The sequence below is a fragment of the Streptomyces bauhiniae genome (assembly GCF_004784475.1).
GTDB classification, from domain to species: Bacteria; Actinomycetota; Actinomycetes; order Streptomycetales; family Streptomycetaceae; genus Streptomyces; species Streptomyces seoulensis.
This window is the reverse complement of sequence record NZ_SRRT01000003.1, coordinates 158,846-176,698: the sequence shown is the minus strand read 5'-3', so window position 1 is coordinate 176,698 and position 17,853 is coordinate 158,846. Positions and strand designations below refer to the sequence as shown.

At 70.7% G+C, this 17,853-nt stretch carries 15 protein-coding genes; 9 read left to right on the top strand and 6 right to left on the bottom strand.

From position 1 onward, the window contains the following. Positions 1-71: 71 nt before the first annotated feature. The gene (locus E5083_RS10875; RefSeq protein ID WP_135785445.1) at positions 72-866 is read left to right on the top strand and encodes a methyltransferase domain-containing protein; all 795 of its coding nucleotides are present in this window, start codon (positions 72-74) and stop codon (positions 864-866) included. 4 nt (positions 867-870) lie between these two features. Here the strand turns inward: E5083_RS10875 and E5083_RS10870 are convergent, their stop codons facing one another. The 4 genes from E5083_RS10870 to E5083_RS10855 all read right to left on the bottom strand — a co-directional run bounded on the left by E5083_RS10870 (position 871) and on the right by E5083_RS10855 (position 4,280). Beyond that, a complete protein-coding gene (locus E5083_RS10870) occupies positions 871-1,824 on the bottom strand; it encodes a carbohydrate kinase family protein (protein WP_135785444.1) in 954 nt (317 codons plus the stop codon). Beyond that, positions 1,809-2,717 carry a pseudouridine-5'-phosphate glycosidase gene (locus E5083_RS10865; protein ID WP_208754024.1) on the bottom strand — a complete coding sequence of 303 codons (909 nt, stop codon included), beginning with the start codon at positions 2,715-2,717 and terminating at the stop codon, positions 1,809-1,811. Before E5083_RS10865 ends, E5083_RS10870 begins: the two co-directional genes overlap by 16 nt. Positions 2,718-2,807: 90 nt before the next feature. Then, positions 2,808-3,362 carry a methylated-DNA--[protein]-cysteine S-methyltransferase gene (locus E5083_RS10860; RefSeq protein ID WP_135785443.1) on the bottom strand — a complete coding sequence of 185 codons (555 nt, stop codon included), beginning with the start codon at positions 3,360-3,362 and terminating at the stop codon, positions 2,808-2,810. A 48-nt stretch (positions 3,363-3,410) separates the two neighbouring features. Next, on the bottom strand, positions 3,411-4,280 hold the full coding sequence (locus E5083_RS10855) for a glycerophosphodiester phosphodiesterase (protein ID WP_135785442.1): 870 nt from the start codon (positions 4,278-4,280) through the stop codon (positions 3,411-3,413). A gap of 278 nt (positions 4,281-4,558) precedes the next feature. Here E5083_RS10855 and E5083_RS10850 point away from each other — a divergent pair, with 278 nt between their 5' ends. The 7 genes from E5083_RS10850 to aroQ all read left to right on the top strand — a co-directional run bounded on the left by E5083_RS10850 (position 4,559) and on the right by aroQ (position 13,199). Continuing rightward, a complete protein-coding gene (locus E5083_RS10850) occupies positions 4,559-5,434 on the top strand; it encodes an MHYT domain-containing protein (RefSeq protein WP_135785441.1) in 876 nt (291 codons plus the stop codon). Between the two features lie 41 nt (positions 5,435-5,475). Next, positions 5,476-7,623, top strand: a complete 2,148-nt coding sequence (uvrB, locus tag E5083_RS10845) for an excinuclease ABC subunit UvrB (RefSeq protein ID WP_135785440.1) — start codon at positions 5,476-5,478, stop codon at positions 7,621-7,623. 156 nt (positions 7,624-7,779) lie between these two features. Then, positions 7,780-8,358 carry a TerD family protein gene (locus tag E5083_RS10840; RefSeq protein WP_135785439.1) on the top strand — a complete coding sequence of 193 codons (579 nt, stop codon included), beginning with the start codon at positions 7,780-7,782 and terminating at the stop codon, positions 8,356-8,358. Positions 8,359-8,401: 43 nt separating this feature from the next. Continuing rightward, the gene (locus E5083_RS10835; RefSeq protein ID WP_135785438.1) at positions 8,402-10,141 is read left to right on the top strand and encodes a TerD family protein; all 1,740 of its coding nucleotides are present in this window, start codon (positions 8,402-8,404) and stop codon (positions 10,139-10,141) included. Positions 10,142-10,374: 233 nt separating this feature from the next. Then, positions 10,375-11,358, top strand: coding sequence for a TerC family protein (locus E5083_RS10830; RefSeq protein ID WP_167513514.1), 984 nt, complete (start codon positions 10,375-10,377; stop codon positions 11,356-11,358). A gap of 166 nt (positions 11,359-11,524) precedes the next feature. Next, positions 11,525-12,625 (top strand): calcium:cation antiporter, encoded by a 1,101-nt coding sequence (locus E5083_RS10825; protein WP_135785436.1) that lies wholly within the window; start codon positions 11,525-11,527, stop codon positions 12,623-12,625. Positions 12,626-12,725: 100 nt separating this feature from the next. Then, entirely contained in the window at positions 12,726-13,199 is a 474-nt protein-coding gene (gene aroQ, locus E5083_RS10820; protein WP_135785435.1) for a type II 3-dehydroquinate dehydratase, read from the top strand. A gap of 13 nt (positions 13,200-13,212) precedes the next feature. Here aroQ and E5083_RS10815 read toward each other — a convergent pair whose 3' ends face one another. Both E5083_RS10815 and E5083_RS10810 read right to left on the bottom strand, forming a co-directional pair. Beyond that, entirely contained in the window at positions 13,213-13,869 is a 657-nt protein-coding gene (locus E5083_RS10815; RefSeq protein ID WP_135785434.1) for an MBL fold metallo-hydrolase, read from the bottom strand. A 46-nt stretch (positions 13,870-13,915) separates the two neighbouring features. Continuing rightward, complete coding sequence (locus E5083_RS10810; protein ID WP_135785433.1) at positions 13,916-14,602, bottom strand: maleylpyruvate isomerase family mycothiol-dependent enzyme; 687 nt, start codon at positions 14,600-14,602, stop codon at positions 13,916-13,918. A gap of 225 nt (positions 14,603-14,827) precedes the next feature. On the opposite strand from E5083_RS10810, the gene uvrA reads away from it, so the two are divergent. Next, positions 14,828-17,833 carry an excinuclease ABC subunit UvrA gene (uvrA, locus tag E5083_RS10805; protein ID WP_135785432.1) on the top strand — a complete coding sequence of 1,002 codons (3,006 nt, stop codon included), beginning with the start codon at positions 14,828-14,830 and terminating at the stop codon, positions 17,831-17,833. The last annotated feature ends 20 nt before the right edge of the window (positions 17,834-17,853 follow it).

The following is a 17,853-nucleotide window of genomic DNA, read 5'->3' as shown; positions in this document are numbered from 1 at the left end:
CGCTTGGTTCCCGCCTGTGGACGGAGGGTCGGCCGCCCCGGACCCGCCGACCGGCTGGGACGATGCGGGACATGACGCCCTCGGACGGATACCTCCTGGACAACCGGCAGACCGAGGCGGGCGAACGCTTCGACGCCTTCGCCTCCCTCTTCGACCCCACCACGTTCCGCCACCTCGAACGTCTCGGTATCGGCCCCGGCTGGCGCTGCTGGGAGGTCGGCGCGGGGGGCACCTCCGTCGTCTCCTGGCTCGCCCGGAAGGCCGGCCCGACCGGCACCGTCCTCGCCACCGACATCGACACCTCGCGCCTGGCCACCGTAGCCCGGCCGCCGGTGGAGGTCCGTACCCATGACGTGGGCGCCGAGGAGCCGCCCGGCCGGGGCTTCGACCTGGTGCACGCCCGGCTCGTGCTCGTCCATGTCCCGGACCGGGAGCGGGCGTTGCGCTCCATGATCGACGCGCTGCGGCCCGGCGGCCGGCTGCTGATCGAGGACGCCGACCCGGCCCTGCAACCCCTGACCTGCCCCGACGAGCACGGCCCCGAGGAACGGCTCGCCAACCGGCTCCGCCAGGGCTTCCGCAGCCTCCTCGCCGAGCGCGGCGCCGACCTCTCCTACGGACGCCGGCTGCCGCGGCTGCTCCGTGAGGCCGGGCTGCGGCAGGTCGAGGCCGACGCGTACTTCCCGCTCACCTCACCGGCGTGCACCGCGCTCGAACTGGCCACGGTCCGTCAGATCCGGGGCCGCCTGGTCGAAGCGGGGCTCGCCACCGACGAGGACATCGACCGCCATCTCGCCAATGTGGCAGCGGGCGGGATGGATCTGGCGACGGCGCCGATGATCTCGGCGTGGGGGCGCAAGGTCTGAGTGCTCAGGGGGTGTGCGGCGCCTGCCCGTCGTCGTCCGGGCGCGGCGGCCGGCCGCCCACCCCCTCCACCGCCCGCGCCCCGGCCCGGCACCCCCACTCCGCCGCGACCTCCGCACGGGCGCCCGCCAGCAGAGCCGCGAGGAACGCGCCGGTGAACGCGTCCCCGGCCCCCGTACTGTCCGTCGCCCGGGCCGGTACCGCCGGAACCCGGGCGCTCACCTTCCCCGACCGTGCCACCAAGGCCCCCTCCGCCCCCGACTTGGCCACCACCACCGGCCCGAGCCCGCTCAACTCCGCCGCCGCCTCGGCCCAGTCGGACGACCCCGTAAGAAGGCACGCCTCGTCCCGGCTGGGCAACAGCACATCGAGCTGCTTGGCGAACTCCAGGAACCGGTCCGCCCCGAACCGCGCGAGGAACCCCGCCGAAGCCGGGTCCAGACTCACCGGCACCCCGCGCGCCCGCGCCGCCGCCAGCGCGGTCCCGGCCAACGCCCGGCTGGACTCGGCGAACAGCAGGTACCCCGACAGATGCAGCCGGGCCACGCCATCCAGTAACCGTTCCGACCAGTCGGCCGGTTCCAGCCGCAGCGAAGCCCCGCTGGAGGTGAGGAACGTGCGCTCGGCCGCCGCCTCCCCGTCGACCAGGCAGATCACCGTGCCGGTCGGCGCCACCGGGTCTACCACCAGCCGTGGCCGCACCCCGGCCGCCAGCAGCTCCCGCTCGTGCCACCGCGCCGCGTCCGCGCCCACCCGCGCCAGCAGCGTGACGTCCGCGCAGCCCGCGTCGGCGGCCCAGCACGCCACGTTGGCGCCCGCGCCGCCCGGCAGGGTCCGGATCACGGCGGCCGTGTCGGTGCGCGCGGCGAGCGGGCCCCGGTGCCGGGCCACCACGTCGGTGATCACGTCCCCGACGACCAGCAGCCCTCCCGCCGGGCCGCCGGTCACCTCATCGCCCACGCCGTGGCGATCCGCGCCGCCAGCTCCACATTGCCGCGCACCGCCGCCAGGTTGGCACGCAGCGACGCCCCGTCCGTGTGCCGGACGAGATGGGCCAGCAGGAACGGGGTGACGGCCTGGCCGGTGATCCCCTCCTCCTCGCAGGCCCGCAGCGCCTCGGCGAGCACGCGCGCGTGCAGCTCGGGATCGAGCTGCTGCTCCGGCGGGACGGGATTGGCCACGATCAGCGCCGACTCCGGTCCGCCGAGCGTGTCCTGCGCCCGCATCACCTCCGCGACCTGCTCCGGGTCCCGCAGCGCCCAGTCCACCGGATGGCCCGAGTCGGACAGATAGAAGCCGGGGAACCGCTCGGTGCGGTAACCGGCGACGGCCACGCCCAGGGTCTCCAGCCGCTGCAAGGTGGCCGGCACGTCCAGGATCGACTTCACGCCCGCGCACACCACGGTGATCCGGGTCCGGGCCAGCAGCCCCAGGTCGGCCGACTCGTCCTGCGTCGTCGTCCACTCCCGGTGCACCCCGCCCAGCCCGCCGGTGGCGAACACCCGGATGCCGGCCAGCGCCGCCAACTGGGCCGTCGCCGACACCGTGGTGGCCCCGCTCGCTCCGGACGCCATGGCGAGCGGCAGGTCCCGGTGGCCCAGTTTGCGGATGCCGTCGTCGTTGGCGACCCGCTCCAACTGGCCTTTGTCCAGCCCGACATGGGGCTGTCCGTCGAGTACGGCGATCGTCGCGGGCACGGCACCCTCGCGCCGGACCACGTCCTCCAGCTCCAGCGCCACCTGGAGATTGCGCGGGCGTGGCAGCCCGTGCGCGATGATCGTGGACTCCAGGGCCACCACCGGCCGCCCGGTGCCCGTCGCCTCCCGGACCTCCTCCGACAACACCAGCACCACGCGCCCGCCTCCCGTCAGTCGCCTCCCCTCATTCCTGGCGGGCGCGACCCCCGGCCAAACGCCGGGCGTAGGAATCGGCGGGAGGCACCGTCAGAACAGCGGCTCGGGCAGCACGCCCTCCAGCGCGAGCAACTGCCGCTTCGTCTCCAGGCCGCCCCCGAACCCCCCGATCCCGCCGTCGCTCTCCACCACCCGGTGACACGGCACGACCACCGGCAGCGGGTTGGCGCCCATCGCCGTGCCCACCGCCTGCGCCCCGCCCGGTTGCCCGACCCGCCGGGCCAGATCGCCGTAGCCGACCACCGTGCCGTACGGGACGCCGTCGGCCAGCTCGCGCAGCACCGCCCGGTTGAAGCCGGAGATCAGCGACCAGTCCAGCGGCAGGTCGAAGTCCTGGCGCTCGCCCGCCAGATACGCCTCGACCTGCCGTATCGCCTCCGCCAGCAGGGGCGCGCCCGGCTCCTCGGCCGGCTCGGTGCCGTACCGCGCCGCCAGCCGCTTCAGCGCGCGCTCGCACACCGGGCCGGTGGCGTGGAAGACCACGTTCACCAGTCCCTGGCCGCTCGCGGCCAGCATCAGCGGGCCGATGCGGCTGTCCACGACCGCCCACACGACCCGCTGCCCGTCCTGCCCCTGGCTGTCCATGCCGACCACGTTACGACCCACCACCGACAACGGGCCCTGACCTGGGAATCAGTCGGCGCTGAGGGCCGTGCGCACCACGTCCGGCTTGTTGGTGATGATGCCGTCGACGCCGTAGCCCCGGACCTTCCGCGCCGTGGCCGCGTCGTTCACCGTCCAGGTGAAGACCCGCAGAGGCTTGCCGTGCGGTCCCTTCAGCGCGTGCGCGGTCGAGACGTAGCTCGCGGAGATGTCCGCGTACGCCGGGTTGATCAGGTCGGCGAACCGGGCGTACCCGCTCAGCTCGGCGATCTTCGGGCGGCCCAGGAAGCCGGTGGTCAGCGCGGGCTTGAGCTGGTGCACGGTACGGATGCTGTCCGCGCTGAAGCTCTGCACGATCAGGCGGCTCCGGTGCGCGCGGTCCAGCCAGCCCTCGTTGCTCAGGGTCTTGAGGATCTGTGCCTCGATGCCCGGGTACAGCTCGGGGTTCTTGACCTCCAGCAGGAGTTTCTCGTGGTTGTGCTCGACCCGGCGCATGTAGCGCTCCAGCGTCGGCACGCGCGCGCCCGCGAAGACGGGGGAGAACCAGCTCCCCGCGTCCAGCCGGGCGATCTCCGCCGCCGTGAAGTCCTTGACCTTCCAGGGAGCCCGGCCGGGGAAGACGTCCTCGACGTTCGTGGTGCGCGCCAGACTGTCGTCGTGGATGACGACCAGCTTGCCGTCCTTGGTGCGCTGCACGTCGTTCTCCACCCAGGAGAAGCCCAGCCTCGCCGCCTTGTCGATGGCGGACAGCGTGTTCTCGGGCGCGTACGCGGAGGCCCCGCGGTGGGCGACCACCGTGGGCTGGGCCGCCCGGACCGGCCGGCCGTCGGAGCCGGGGCTCAGCAGGACCGTCGCCCCCAGGGCGGCGGTGGCCGCGGCGGCGACTGCGTGCGCGTGCATGCGTACTCCTCACGTCCGGCGAATACCAACAGCACCAGAGTGACAGCAGAGCGTCAACGGCACAGGAGCGCGGAATGGCCACACGATGAACGGCGGAGCCCAACTCCGCACACCGGTGCCGCACAAGTGGGGTAAAGCCGTGGTTCTTTGCCGGAAAATCATTCGACCATTCCGGTGGCGGCCATACTCTCTCCGACAGCCCCGACCGCCACAGCGGTCCGGGGCAGGGGGAACATCGCGTCGGTAGAGGGACGCGAGAAGGCGAGGAACAGCCGCGCATGCGAGGCACGATCGACGGATTCAGCTACGGGGTCGTCACCCCCCTCGTGGGCTATGTGATGGCCTGCCTGGGCGGCGCCCTCGGCCTGCGCTGCACCACCCGGTCCCTGCTGGTCACCCACTCCTGGCGGCCCGCGTGGCTGGCCCTGGGCTCGACCGCGATCGGCTCCGGCATCTGGACCATGCACTTCATCGCCATGATGGGCTTCTCCATCGACGAGACGCCGATCCGCTTCGACAAACCGATGACCTACGCAAGCCTCGGTCTGGCCATCCTCATGGTGGGCGTCGGGATCTTCATCATCGGCTACCGGGGCGCCACCGGCACCTCGCTCGTCACCGGCGGCACGATCACCGGTCTGGGCGTCGCCTCGATGCACTATCTCGGCATGGCCGGCATGCGCTTCGACGGACAGTTCACCTACGACATCACCGGTGTCGTCGCCTCCGTCGTCATCGCCGTCGTGGCCGCCACCGTCGCCCTCTGGGCCGCCGGAAGCGTCAGAGGATGGCGGGGCAGCATCGGCGCCAGTCTCGTCATGGGCCTCGCCGTCAGCGGCATGCACTACACCGGGATGGCCGGACTCACCGTGCACCTCCACGGCACCCCCGGCACCGCCACCAGCGGCTCCCCGGCCGCCGTGCTCGCGCCGATCCTCATCGGACCGCTCGCCCTCCTGCTCCTCGCGGCCGTCGTCGTGATGTTCGATCCGCTGATGGTCAAGGGCGCGCCGCGGCGCATCCCCGAGGAGTCCAAGCCGGGCGTCCCGGCCGCCGCCGTACCCTCCCACCAGCGCATTCGCCCGCCGCACCGGCCGCACCGGGAGCCGGTCCACGCCGACGCCCACGGCTCCCGCACCCCGCAGCGCAACTGACTCCCGGCCCGTTGTCAGTGGGGGGTCGTACGGTTGATTCCATGCGGCCCGTTTCAAAGATCGAACGCACGGTGGCGCCCTTCGAGGTCGTCAGCCCCTACCAGCCCAGCGGCGACCAGCCGGCGGCCATCGCCGACCTGGCCAAGCGTGTGCAGGGCGGCGAGAAGGACGTCGTACTGCTCGGCGCGACCGGTACCGGCAAGTCCGCCACCACCGCGTGGATGATCGAGAAGCTCCAGCGCCCGACCCTGGTCATGGCGCCGAACAAGACGCTGGCCGCCCAGTTGGCCAACGAGTTCCGCGAGCTGCTCCCCAACAACGCGGTCGAATACTTCGTCTCGTACTACGACTACTACCAGCCCGAGGCGTACGTCCCGCAGTCGGACACCTACATCGAGAAGGACTCCTCGATCAACGAGGAGGTCGAGCGCCTGCGCCACTCGGCGACCAACTCCCTGCTCACCCGCCGTGACGTGGTCGTGGTCGCCTCCGTCTCCTGCATCTACGGCCTGGGCACCCCGCAGGAGTACGTGGACCGCATGGTCCCCCTCAAGGTCGGCGAGGAGATCGACCGGGACGACCTGCTGCGCCGCTTCGTCGACATCCAGTACACGCGCAACGACACCGCCTTCTCCCGCGGCACCTTCCGCGTGCGCGGCGACACCATCGAGATCTTCCCGGTCTACGAGGAGCTGGCCGTCCGCATCGAGATGTTCGGCGACGAGATCGAGGCGCTCTCCACGCTGCACCCGATCACCGGCGAGATCATCAGCGACGACCAGCAGCTCTACGTCTTCCCCGCCTCCCACTACGTCGCCGGACCGGAGCGCATGGAGCGTGCCGTCAACGGCATCGAGAAGGAGCTGGGGGAGCGCCTGGCCGAGCTGGAGAAGCAGGGCAAGCTCCTGGAGGCCCAGCGTCTGCGGATGCGCACCACCTACGACATCGAGATGCTCCGCCAGATCGGCACCTGCTCCGGCGTGGAGAACTACTCGATGCACTTCGACGGCCGCCTCCCCGGCTCCCCGCCGAACACCCTGCTCGACTACTTCCCGGACGACTTCCTGCTGGTCATCGACGAGTCGCACGTCACCGTCCCGCAGATCGGCGCCATGTACGAGGGCGACGCGTCCAGGAAGCGCACCCTGGTCGACCATGGCTTCCGGCTGCCCTCCGCGCTGGACAACCGCCCGCTGAAGTGGGAGGAGTTCCAGGAGCGCATCGGGCAGACCGTGTATCTGTCGGCGACGCCGGGCGCCTACGAGCTGTCCCGCGGTGACGGGGTGGTGGAGCAGATCATCCGCCCGACCGGCCTGGTCGACCCCGAGGTCGTGGTCAAGCCCACCGAGGGCCAGATCGACGACTTGGTGCACGAGATCCGGGAGCGCACCGACAAGGACGAGCGCGTCCTGGTCACCACGCTCACCAAGAAGATGGCCGAGGACCTCACCGACTACTTCGTCGAACTCGGTATCCAGGTCCGCTATCTGCACAGCGACGTCGACACCCTGCGCCGCGTGGAGCTGCTGCGCGAGCTGCGCGCCGGTGAGTACGACGTCCTGGTCGGCATCAACCTGCTGCGCGAGGGCCTCGACCTGCCCGAGGTGTCCCTGGTGGCCATTCTCGACGCCGACAAGGAGGGCTTCCTGCGCTCCGGCACCTCGCTGATCCAGACCATCGGCCGTGCGGCGCGCAACGTCTCCGGCCAGGTTCACATGTACGCCGACAAGATCACCCCGGCGATGGAGAAGGCCATCGACGAGACCAACCGGCGCCGCGAGAAGCAGGTCGCGTACAACAAGGCCAAGGGCATCGACCCGCAGCCGCTGCGCAAGAAGATCAACGACATCGTCGCGCAGATCGCCCGCGAGGATGTCGACACCGAGCAGCTCCTCGGCACCGGCTACCGGCAGCAGAAGGACGGCAAGGCGGCCAAGACGCCGGTGCCCAGCCTGGGTGGCAAGGCGACCGCCGACGCCAAGGCGAAGGCGGCCAGGACGAAGGCCAAGGGCAAGACGCAGCCCACCGACCAGCCGGCCGCCGAACTCGCCGGGCAGATCGAGGAGATGACGGACCGGATGCGCGCGGCCGCCGCGGAGCTCCAGTTCGAGATCGCCGCCCGGCTGCGTGACGAGGTGTCCGAGATGAAGAAGGAACTGCGCCAGATGCGGGAGGCCGGTCTCGCCTGACCCTCCCGACCCGTCCGGACCTCGGCATACGCGCCCAGTGTTGCAACACCGACACAAAGCGCGGGCCGGGGTTCGGCACGGTCGGCGACGCTGCGTAGGGTTCTGGGCAACCGCGCGATGCGCGGCAACAGGGGAACACCGAGAGGGGATTCAGCCGTGACCGTCAACATGACCAAGGGCCAGGCCATCAGCCTGGAGAAGAAGGACGGGGCCACCCTGACCGCGGTCCGTATGGGTCTCGGCTGGCAGGCGGCGAAGCGACGCGGGCTGTTCGGCTCGCGCACCCGCGAGATCGACCTGGACGCCTCTGCGGTCCTCTTCGCGGAGAAGCAGCCGGTCGACGTGGTCTTCTTCCGCCATCTGGTGAGCGACGACGGCTCCGTGCGGCACACCGGGGACAACCTCGTCGGCGGTGTCGGGCAGGGCGGTGACGACGAGGCCGTGCTGGTGGACCTCCAGCGGGTTCCGCCCCACGTCGACCAGATCGTCTTCACGGTGAACTCCTTCACCGGGCAGACCTTCCAGGAGGTGCAGAACGCGTTCTGCCGCCTGGTGGACGAGACCAACGGCCAGGAGCTCGCGCGCTACACGCTGGCGGGCGGCGGCCAGTACACGGCGCAGATCATGGCCAAGGTGCACCGCCAGGGCGCCGGCTGGACGATGACCGCGCTGGGCGAGCCGGCCAACGGGCGCACCTTCCAGGACCTGATGCCGGCGATCCTGCCGCACCTGTAGAACCCGCCCGGCGCGCACCACCACACGACACAGGGGGACGGCGATGGGGGCCGAACTGGTGCGGGGGCAGAACCACCCGCTGCCCCGGACCCGGCTGGAGATCCTGATCTCGGCCGAGGTCCCCGTGCTCGTGGCGGCCGCTCTCGGTGACGAGGGCGGCCGCGTCCATGAGGGTCACCGGATCGCCCATCCCGGCGCTCCCGCCCTCCCCGGCGTCGAAGTGCCCCGCGCGGCCGCCGCCGAGCACCGCCTCTCCGTCGACCTGGGGGAGCTGCCCGAAGCGGTGCACCGCGTCACCGTGCTGCTGGCGCTGCCGGGCTCGGCAGTGCGGTTCGGCGCGACCGCCGCCCCGCGAGCGACCGTCACCGATGCCGACGGCACGGAGATCGTCCGCTTCACCCTCGCCGGTCTTGACGCGGAGTCGGCCGTCGTCGCGCTGGAGCTGTACCGCAGGCAGGGCGGCTGGAAGGTGCGCGCGGTCGGCCAGGGGTACGCGGAGGGCCTCACGGCGCTCCTGGCGGACCTGGGGCTGCCGGATGCCCACGATGTGGCCGAAACGATCCATGAAGCGGGGCGCCTCAGCGAGGCGGCCATGGGCGGACCGCTCGACTACACCCACCCCGGCCGACAGGCTTCCCCACAGCCACAGCCACAGCCACAGCCACAGCCCGTCGCGGGCGACGCGGCGGGCTGGTCCATAGAGGAGCGGCTGTACAACCAGGTCTGGGGCATGTTCGAGGACCTGGCCCGCTCCACCGCCGCCCTCCGGAGCGCGGCCGACTTCGCCGCCGGCCGCCTGGACCGCGAACTCGACGAGGCCCTGGCCGATCCGCGCGCCAGGATCGGCGGCGCCGGGGACGCGGCACGGAAGGCGGCGCAGGCCAAGCACGACGAGCTGATGGGCCGGGCGAAGGCGGCCCACGACCGTGACGTCGCCCAGCTCACCGCCGAGGCGGAGGTCGTCGAGCCCGCCCTGCCACCCGCGTACGCCCGCTGGGACAGCCCCGTCTGGCACGGTCACCGGATGCCGGCCGAGTCGCCCCAGGCCGTACGGCTGGGCGACCTCCACCTCCCCGAGAGCGCGTCCCTGCGTATCCCGATGCTGGTCAGGCTCCCGTTGGAGCGGGGCCTGTGGGTCGACAGCGGCGCCACACCGGCCGACTTCAACGACTCGGCCGAGCGTCGCCGCCTGGCCCTGGAAGTCGCCGTCGCCCTCGCCGCGCGGCTGCTCGCCGTCCATCCGGTGGGGGAATTCTCCGTGGAGGTCATCGACCCGGCCGGGGCCGGGGCCGGACCGCTCGGCGCCCTCACCCGGTCGGGCGCACTGACGGGACCGCCCGCGAGGGGCACGGCGGGCGTCACGCAGGCGCTGGAGTCGCTCACCCGGCGGGTCGACCTCGTACGCATGGCGATCGGTGGCGGCGCCACCGAGGCGCTGCCGGACGGCTTCGACACGGCCCGGCGGCTGCTGATCGTCAACGACTTCCCGCAGGGCTTCGACGACCGCGCTCTGACCCGGCTCCGCTTCCTCGCCGACGAGGGTCCGGCGGCCGGGGTCCATCTGCTGCTGGTCGCGGACCGGGCGGACGCGGGGGAGTACGGGCCGTTGCTCGACCCGCTGTGGCGTTCGCTGATGCGATTGACGCCATCACCCGACGACCATTTCGCCGATCCCTGGGTCGGACACGCCTGGACCTTCGAACCGTCCCTGCCACCGCAGGGCGGCACGGTCGTTCAGCAAGTACTCGGCGCGGTCTCCGCAGCCAGGATCAAGAGGAAGTAAAGAACCTCTGAGCTGCTCACTTGGTCTTTACTTTACCTTTCTCTTTACTCTCCCTTGGTGATTGCGCTACCGTATTCGTGCGGAGGGGAGTACTCCCTGATGCGGCGGCCCCGTCAGTACGAATCCCCATGGATTCCGGGGCGCCGGCCCGTTCCTCGGGTGGAAGAGACCTCCGGCAGCGACAACGCTGATGTTTGCCGTGACGTGATGCCGGAGGTGCAGTGGACGTCTCGATGACCCTGTGGGTCTTGACCATCGTGGGGCTGGCAGCCCTGATCGCGGTGGACTTCTTCATCGGCCGCAAGCCGCATGAGGTGTCCATCAAGGAAGCGGGTATCTGGACAGCCGTCTGGATCGCCCTGGCCGGACTCTTCGGCCTCGGACTGTTCTACTTCGGGGGCGCCCAGCCCGCCGGGGAGTTCTTCGCCGGCTTCATCACCGAGAAGTCGCTGAGTGTCGACAACCTCTTCGTCTTCGTCCTGATCATGACGAAGTTCGCGGTGCCCGCGCAGTACCAGCAGCGGGTCCTGCTCTTCGGTGTGCTCATAGCCCTGGTCCTGCGGGCCGTCTTCATCGCGGCCGGCGCGGCGATCATCGCCAGCTTCTCCTGGGTGTTCTTCATCTTCGGCGCCTTCCTGATCTGGACCGCCTGGAAGCTCATCCAGGAGGCCCGCGCCGATCACGAGGACGAGGAGTACGAGGAGAACAAGCTCCTGAAGGCAGCCGAGCGCAGGTTCGGTGTCGCCGACCGGTACCACGGCACCAAGCTGTGGATCGAGGAGAACGGCAAGCGGGTCATGACCCCGATGCTGGTCGTGATGCTCGCCATCGGCACCACCGACGTGCTGTTCGCGCTGGACTCCATCCCCGCGATCTTCGGCCTGACGCAGGACCCGTACATCGTCTTCACCGCGAACGCCTTCGCCCTGATGGGTCTGCGGCAGCTCTACTTCCTCATCGGCGGCCTGCTGAAGAAGCTGGTCCACCTGTCGTACGGACTGTCGGTCATCCTGGGCTTCATCGGCGTCAAGCTGGTGCTGCACGCCCTGCACGAGCTGGGGGTGCATGTCCCGGAGATCAGCATCCCGGTCTCCCTGGCCGTGATCTGCGGCGTGCTCGTCATCACCACCATCACCAGCCTCATCGCCTCCCGGAAGCAGGCCGCCGCCGAGGCGGCCGGGGGCGACGGCGCCTCCAAGGACAGCATCGACGCCTGACCCTTCATCGCTTGAGGGGCAGCCGACCCGTGCGGAAGGTGCCGCAGCCCGGCACCTTCCGCACGGGAAGGCTCCGCTCCGACCGAACCCCCCGCGCCCGCCCGATCGGTGCGCCGGACGAAACGAACGGAATGCGAACCCTGTACGCCTCTGCCACCATCACTGCATGATCACTCGGCTCAGGTCGCTCGCCGCGCGGTGGACGCTCCTCGTGCCGGTGCTCGCGGTCGTCCTCCTCGTCTTCACCTGGGGCCGCGGCCTGCCCGGCGCGGTCGTCGCCCTGATCACCCTCGTGCTCGCCGGGTCCGTGCTGGCCGCCGTGCACCACGCCGAGGTCGTCGCCCACCGGGTGGGCGAACCCTTCGGCTCCCTGGTGCTCGCCATCGCCGTCACCATCATCGAGGTGGCACTGATCGTCACCCTCATGGTGGACGGCGGGGACAAGAGCGCCACGCTGGCTCGCGACACGGTGTTCGCCGCCGTGATGATCACCTGCAACGGCATCGTCGGCATCTGCCTCCTGGTCGGCTCCCTGCGGCACGGCACCGCCGTGTTCAACCCCGAGGGCACCGGGGCCGCCCTGGCGACGGTCGCCACGCTGGCCACCCTCAGCCTGGTGCTGCCGACCTTCACGACCAGCAAGCCCGGCCCCGAGTTCTCCTCCGTGCAACTGACGTTCGCGGCCTTCTCCTCGCTGATCCTCTACGGCCTCTTCGTCACCACCCAGACCGTGCGGCACCGCGACTACTTCCTGCCGGTCACCAAGGAGGGCGACATCATCACCGGGGCCGACCACGCGGCGCCCCCGACCGCCCGCCGGGCCTGGATCAGCCTCGGCCTGCTCGGCCTCGCCCTCGTCGGCGTGGTCGGTCTCGCCAAGGGCGTCTCGCCCACCATCGAGTCCGGGGTGGAAGGCGCGGGGCTCCCTCCGGCCGTCGTCGGTGTGATCATCGCCCTGCTGGTGCTGCTCCCGGAGACCATCGCCGCGCTGCGCGCCGCCCGCCGCGACCGGGTCCAGACCAGCCTCAACCTCGCGCTGGGCTCCGCCATGGCCAGCATCGGGCTGACCATCCCGGCCGTCGCCCTGGCGTCCATCTGGCTCTCCGGACCGCTCGTGCTGGGCCTCGGCTCCACGCACATGCTGTTGCTCGCGCTCACCGTGGTCGTCGCCTCGCTCACGGTCGTACCCGGCCGCGCCACCCCGCTCCAGGGCGGTGTCCACCTGGTCATCTTCGCCGCCTACCTGGAACTGGCCCTCAACCCCTAGCCGGAGGTGCCCCGCCAGGCCCGAAAACGGCCCGTGATAGACCGGGTGCGACCAGTGGCCGCCCTGCCGGCCGCCCCCGACGCACCCGGAGGAAACCACCGTGCCCCGCAGCCTGGCCAGCGCCCCGATCATGATCCTCAACGGGCCCAACCTGAACCTCCTCGGCCAGCGGCAGCCCGAGATCTACGGCAAGGACACGCTGGCCGACGTGGAGGCCCTGTGCGCCGAGGCGGCGGCCGCGTACGGCGGCACGGTGGACTGCCGGCAGTCCAACCACGAGGGACAGTTGGTGGACTGGGTTCACGAGGCGCGGCTCGGACACGCCGGGATCGTGATCAACCCCGGCGCCTACTCCCACACCTCGGTGGCGATCCTGGACGCGCTCAACACCTGCGACGGCCTGCCCGTGGTGGAGGTCCACATCTCCAACATCCACCAGCGCGAGTCCTTCCGGCACCACTCGTACGTCTCGCTGCGCGCCGACGGGGTGATCGCGGGCTGTGGGGTGCAGGGGTACGTCTTCGCGGTGGAGCGGATCGCCACGCTGGCGGGGTCGGCGCGGGCCGACGCCTGAGCGCCGCCCCGGCTCACCAGCCGCGCGCGTGCCACTCCGGCAGATGCGGGCGCTCGGCACCGAGGCTGGTGTCGTCGCCGTGGCCGGGGTAGACCCAGGTCTCGTCCGGCAGCGCGTCGAAGATCTTCGTCTCCACGTCGTGGATCAGGCTGGCGAACGCCTCGGGGTCCTGGTGGGTGTTGCCGACACCGCCGGGGAAGAGGCAGTCGCCGGTGAAGACGTGCGGGTGGCCGTGCGGGTCGTCGTAGACCAGCGCGATGGAGCCCGGCGTGTGCCCGACCAGATGGCGCGCGGTCAGCTCGACCTGGCCGACCCGGATCACGTCCCCGTCGTCGACCGGCACATCGGTGGCGACCGGGATGCCCGAGGCGTCCTCCCGGCCGGCGTAGGTACGCGCGCCGGTGGCGCCGACGACCTCGCCGAGCGCCTGCCAGTGGTCGCCGTGCTGATGGGTGGTGACCACGGAGGCGATGCCGTCCTCGCCGATCATGGTGAGGAGCGTGTGCGGCTCGGCGGCCGCGTCGATCAGGAGCTGCTCGTCGGTGGCCCGGCAACGCAGCAGATAGGCGTTGTTGTTCATCGGGCCGACCGCGACCTTCGTGATCATCAGGTCCTTCAGCTCGTGCACGTCCGCCGGACCGCCGACCCTGACCTCGCCGCTGTACGTCATGACGATCAGCCTATAGCGGGGCGGGCGTTGGCGGCCCGGCGCCGTGTCACAGCGGGGGCAGTGCGGGCAGCTCGCCGCCCTTCACCTCCAGCGAGGTCCCCTCGCGGCGTCCGGCGAGCCAGCCCAGCAGGTCGGCCGGAGTGCCGGTGACGGTGATCTCGGGATCATCGGCCTCCTGCCCGGTGCTCCAGGTCCGGGTGCCGTCGCTCAGCAGCGTCGGGGGCACGTCGGGGTGGCCCAGGAAGCGCTGGGCCAGGAACTCGGTCTCGCGCTCGGTGAACTCGGCCGGGAGGTCCTCCAGCTCGTAGCCGGCGCCGAGGTCCACGTGGTGCAGCTCGATCTCCACCCAGCGCCGGAACGGCAGCCGGGCCGCGACATCGGTGATGCCATTGCGCAGCTCCACCACGCGGTCCCAGTCGCCCGGCGCCGAACCCGCCGCGTCGAACCGGGCCGCACTGTCGCGCACGTCGGTGAGGTGGGTCTCCAAGGGGCGCGGGGCGTCCCGCTCGATGTCGGCGTCGCGGGTCTCGGCGCTCACGTACATCGGGCGGCCCTCGAGGACGTTCACGAGGGCGTCGGCGTTGCGGGCGATGTGAGCGAGGACATGTCCGCGCGTCCAGCCCGGAAGCCGTGACGGCTCGGCCAGTGCCGCGTTGTCCAATGCGGCGGCCGCGCTGAGCAGCCGTTCCGTCGCTTCCTGTACACGGGCCAGGTCATGAGCGTGATCGGTCATGAGGCCCGACCCTAGCGGGACCACTCCTTCGGGTGAAGGTGGCGAACATCCTCCGTAATTCGAAAGCGCGTGCTATATCGTCGAAGGCGGCGTCGGGCATGCTGGGTGGCTGGGGATTGTTATGCATCCGGGAATCCGACCGGCGTTGTCAGTGGCTCCCCCTAGGCTCGAAGAAGCACGGGGCCTCGGCCCCTGTCACTTCTCTGAAGAAAGGTGCGGACCGGCGTGGCCGACCGTCTCATCGTCCGTGGCGCGCGCGAGCACAACCTGAAGAATGTCTCGCTCGACCTGCCGCGTGACGCGCTCATCGTCTTCACGGGCCTGTCCGGGTCGGGCAAGTCCTCCCTGGCCTTCGACACCATCTTCGCCGAGGGCCAGCGCCGCTACGTGGAGTCGCTCTCCTCGTACGCCCGCCAGTTCCTCGGCCAGATGGACAAGCCCGATGTCGACTTCATTGAGGGCCTCTCGCCCGCGGTCTCCATCGACCAGAAGTCGACCTCGCGCAACCCGCGCTCCACGGTCGGCACCATCACCGAGGTCTACGACTACCTGCGTCTGCTCTTCGCGCGCATCGGCAAGCCGCACTGCCCCGAGTGCGGCCGGCCCATCTCGCGCCAGTCGCCGCAGGCCATCGTGGACAAGGTGCTGGAGCTGCCCGAGGGCAGCCGCTTCCAGGTGCTCTCCCCGCTGGTGCGCGAGCGCAAGGGCGAGTTCGTCGACCTCTTCGCCGACCTCCAGACCAAGGGCTACTCCCGCGCGCGGGTCGACGGCCAGACCATCCAGTTGTCCGAGCCGCCGACCCTGAAGAAGCAGGAAAAGCACACCATCGAGGTGGTCGTCGACCGCCTCACGGTGAAGGACTCCGCCAAGCGCCGCCTGACCGACTCGGTGGAGACCGCTCTCGGCCTCTCCGGCGGCATGGTCGTGCTCGACTTCGTCGACCTCCCCGAGGACGACCCCGAGCGCGAGCGCATGTTCTCGGAGCACCTGTACTGCACGTACGACGACCTGTCCTTCGAGGAGCTGGAGCCGCGCTCCTTCTCCTTCAACTCGCCCTTCGGCGCCTGCCCCGAGTGCACCGGCATCGGCACGCGCATGGAGGTCGACGCGGAGCTGATCGTCCCGGACGAGGACAAGTCGCTCGACGAGGGCGCCATCCACCCCTGGTCCCACGGTCACACCAAGGACTACTTCGGCCGGCTGATCAACGCCCTCGCGGACGCGCTCGGCTTCCGTACGGACATCCCCTTCGCCGGGCTGCCCCAGCGCGCGAAGAAGGCCCTGCTGTACGGCCACAAGACGCAGATCGAGGTCCGCTACCGCAACCGGTACGGCCGCGAGCGGGTGTACACCACGCCGTTCGAGGGCGCGGTGCCCTTCGTCAAGCGGCGGCACAGCGAGGCCGAGAGCGACGCCAGCCGGGAGCGCTTCGAGGGCTACATGCGCGAGGTGCCATGCCCCTCCTGCGAGGGCACCCGGCTGAAGCCGATCGTCCTCGCGGTCTCCGTCATGGGGAAGTCGATCGCCGAGGTCTCCGCGATGTCGATCAGCGACTGCGCGGACTTCCTGGGCGAGCTGAAGCTCAACGCCCGCGACAAGAAGATCGCCGAGCGCGTGCTGAAGGAGGTCAACGAGCGGCTGCGCTTCCTGGTCGACGTCGGCCTGGACTACCTCTCCCTCAACCGCGCGGCCGGCACCTTGTCCGGCGGCGAGGCCCAGCGCATCCGCCTGGCCACGCAGATCGGCTCCGGCCTGGTCGGCGTGCTCTACGTGCTGGACGAGCCGTCCATCGGTCTGCACCAGCGGGACAACCACCGGCTGATCGAGACCCTGGTCCGGCTCCGCGACATGGGCAACACCCTCATCGTGGTCGAGCACGACGAGGACACCATCAAGGTCGCCGACTGGATCGTGGACATCGGTCCGGGCGCCGGTGAGCACGGCGGCAAGGTCGTCCACAGCGGTCACCTCAAGGAGCTGCTCGCCAACGCCGAGTCGCAGACCGGCCAGTACCTCTCCGGCCGTAAGTCGATCCCGCTGCCGGACGTGCGCCGGCCGCTCGACCCGTCCCGGCAGCTCGTCGTGCGCGGCGCGCGGGAGAACAACCTCCAGGACATCGACGTGTCCTTCCCGCTGGGCGTGTTCACAGCCGTCACCGGCGTGTCCGGCTCGGGCAAGTCGACCCTGGTCAACGACATCCTGTACACCCACCTGGCCCGCGAGCTGAACGGCGCGCGGAACGTCCCCGGCCGCCACACGCGCGTGGACGGCGACGACCTGGTGGACAAGGTCGTGCACGTCGACCAGTCGCCCATCGGACGCACCCCGCGCTCCAATCCGGCGACGTACACCGGTGTCTTCGACCACGTGCGCAGGCTGTTCGCCGAGACCACCGAGGCGAAGGTGCGGGGCTACCAGCCCGGCCGCTTCTCCTTCAACGTCAAGGGCGGCCGCTGCGAGAACTGCTCGGGCGACGGCACGATCAAGATCGAGATGAACTTCCTCCCGGACGTGTACGTCCCGTGCGAGGTCTGCCACGGCGCCCGGTACAACCGGGAGACCCTGGAGGTCCACTACAAGGGCAAGTCCATCGCCGACGTGCTGAACATGCCGATCGAGGAGGCGACCGACTTCTTCGAGGCGGTGCCCGCCATCTCCCGGCACCTGCGCACCCTGAAGGACGTCGGGCTCGGCTACGTCCGGCTCGGCCAGTCCGCGACCACCCTGTCCGGCGGCGAGGCGCAGCGCGTCAAGCTCGCCAGTGAGCTGCAGAAGCGCTCCACCGGCCGCACGGTCTACGTCCTGGACGAGCCGACCACCGGTCTGCACTTCGAGGACATCAGCAAGCTGCTGAAGGTCCTCTCCGGGCTGGTGGACAAGGGCAACACGGTCGTCGTCATCGAGCACAACCTCGATGTGATCAAGACCGCGGACTGGGTCGTCGACATGGGCCCGGAGGGCGGCGCGGGCGGTGGTCTCGTGGTCGCCGAGGGCACGCCCGAGGAGGTCGCGGCGGTCCCCGCCAGCCACACCGGCAAGTTCCTGCGCGAGGTCCTCGGCGCCGACCGGGTCAGCGACGCGGGCCCGGTGAAGACCCCGCGGGCACGGAAGACGGCCAAGAAGACGGTGGCGAAGGCGGTGCCGGCCAAGGCCAACAACACCGCCACCGCCAAGGCCGGCACGGCCAAGAAGACGGCCGCCAAGAAGACGACGCGGGCCCCCAAAGCCTGACGTCGGATCTTGATACGAGC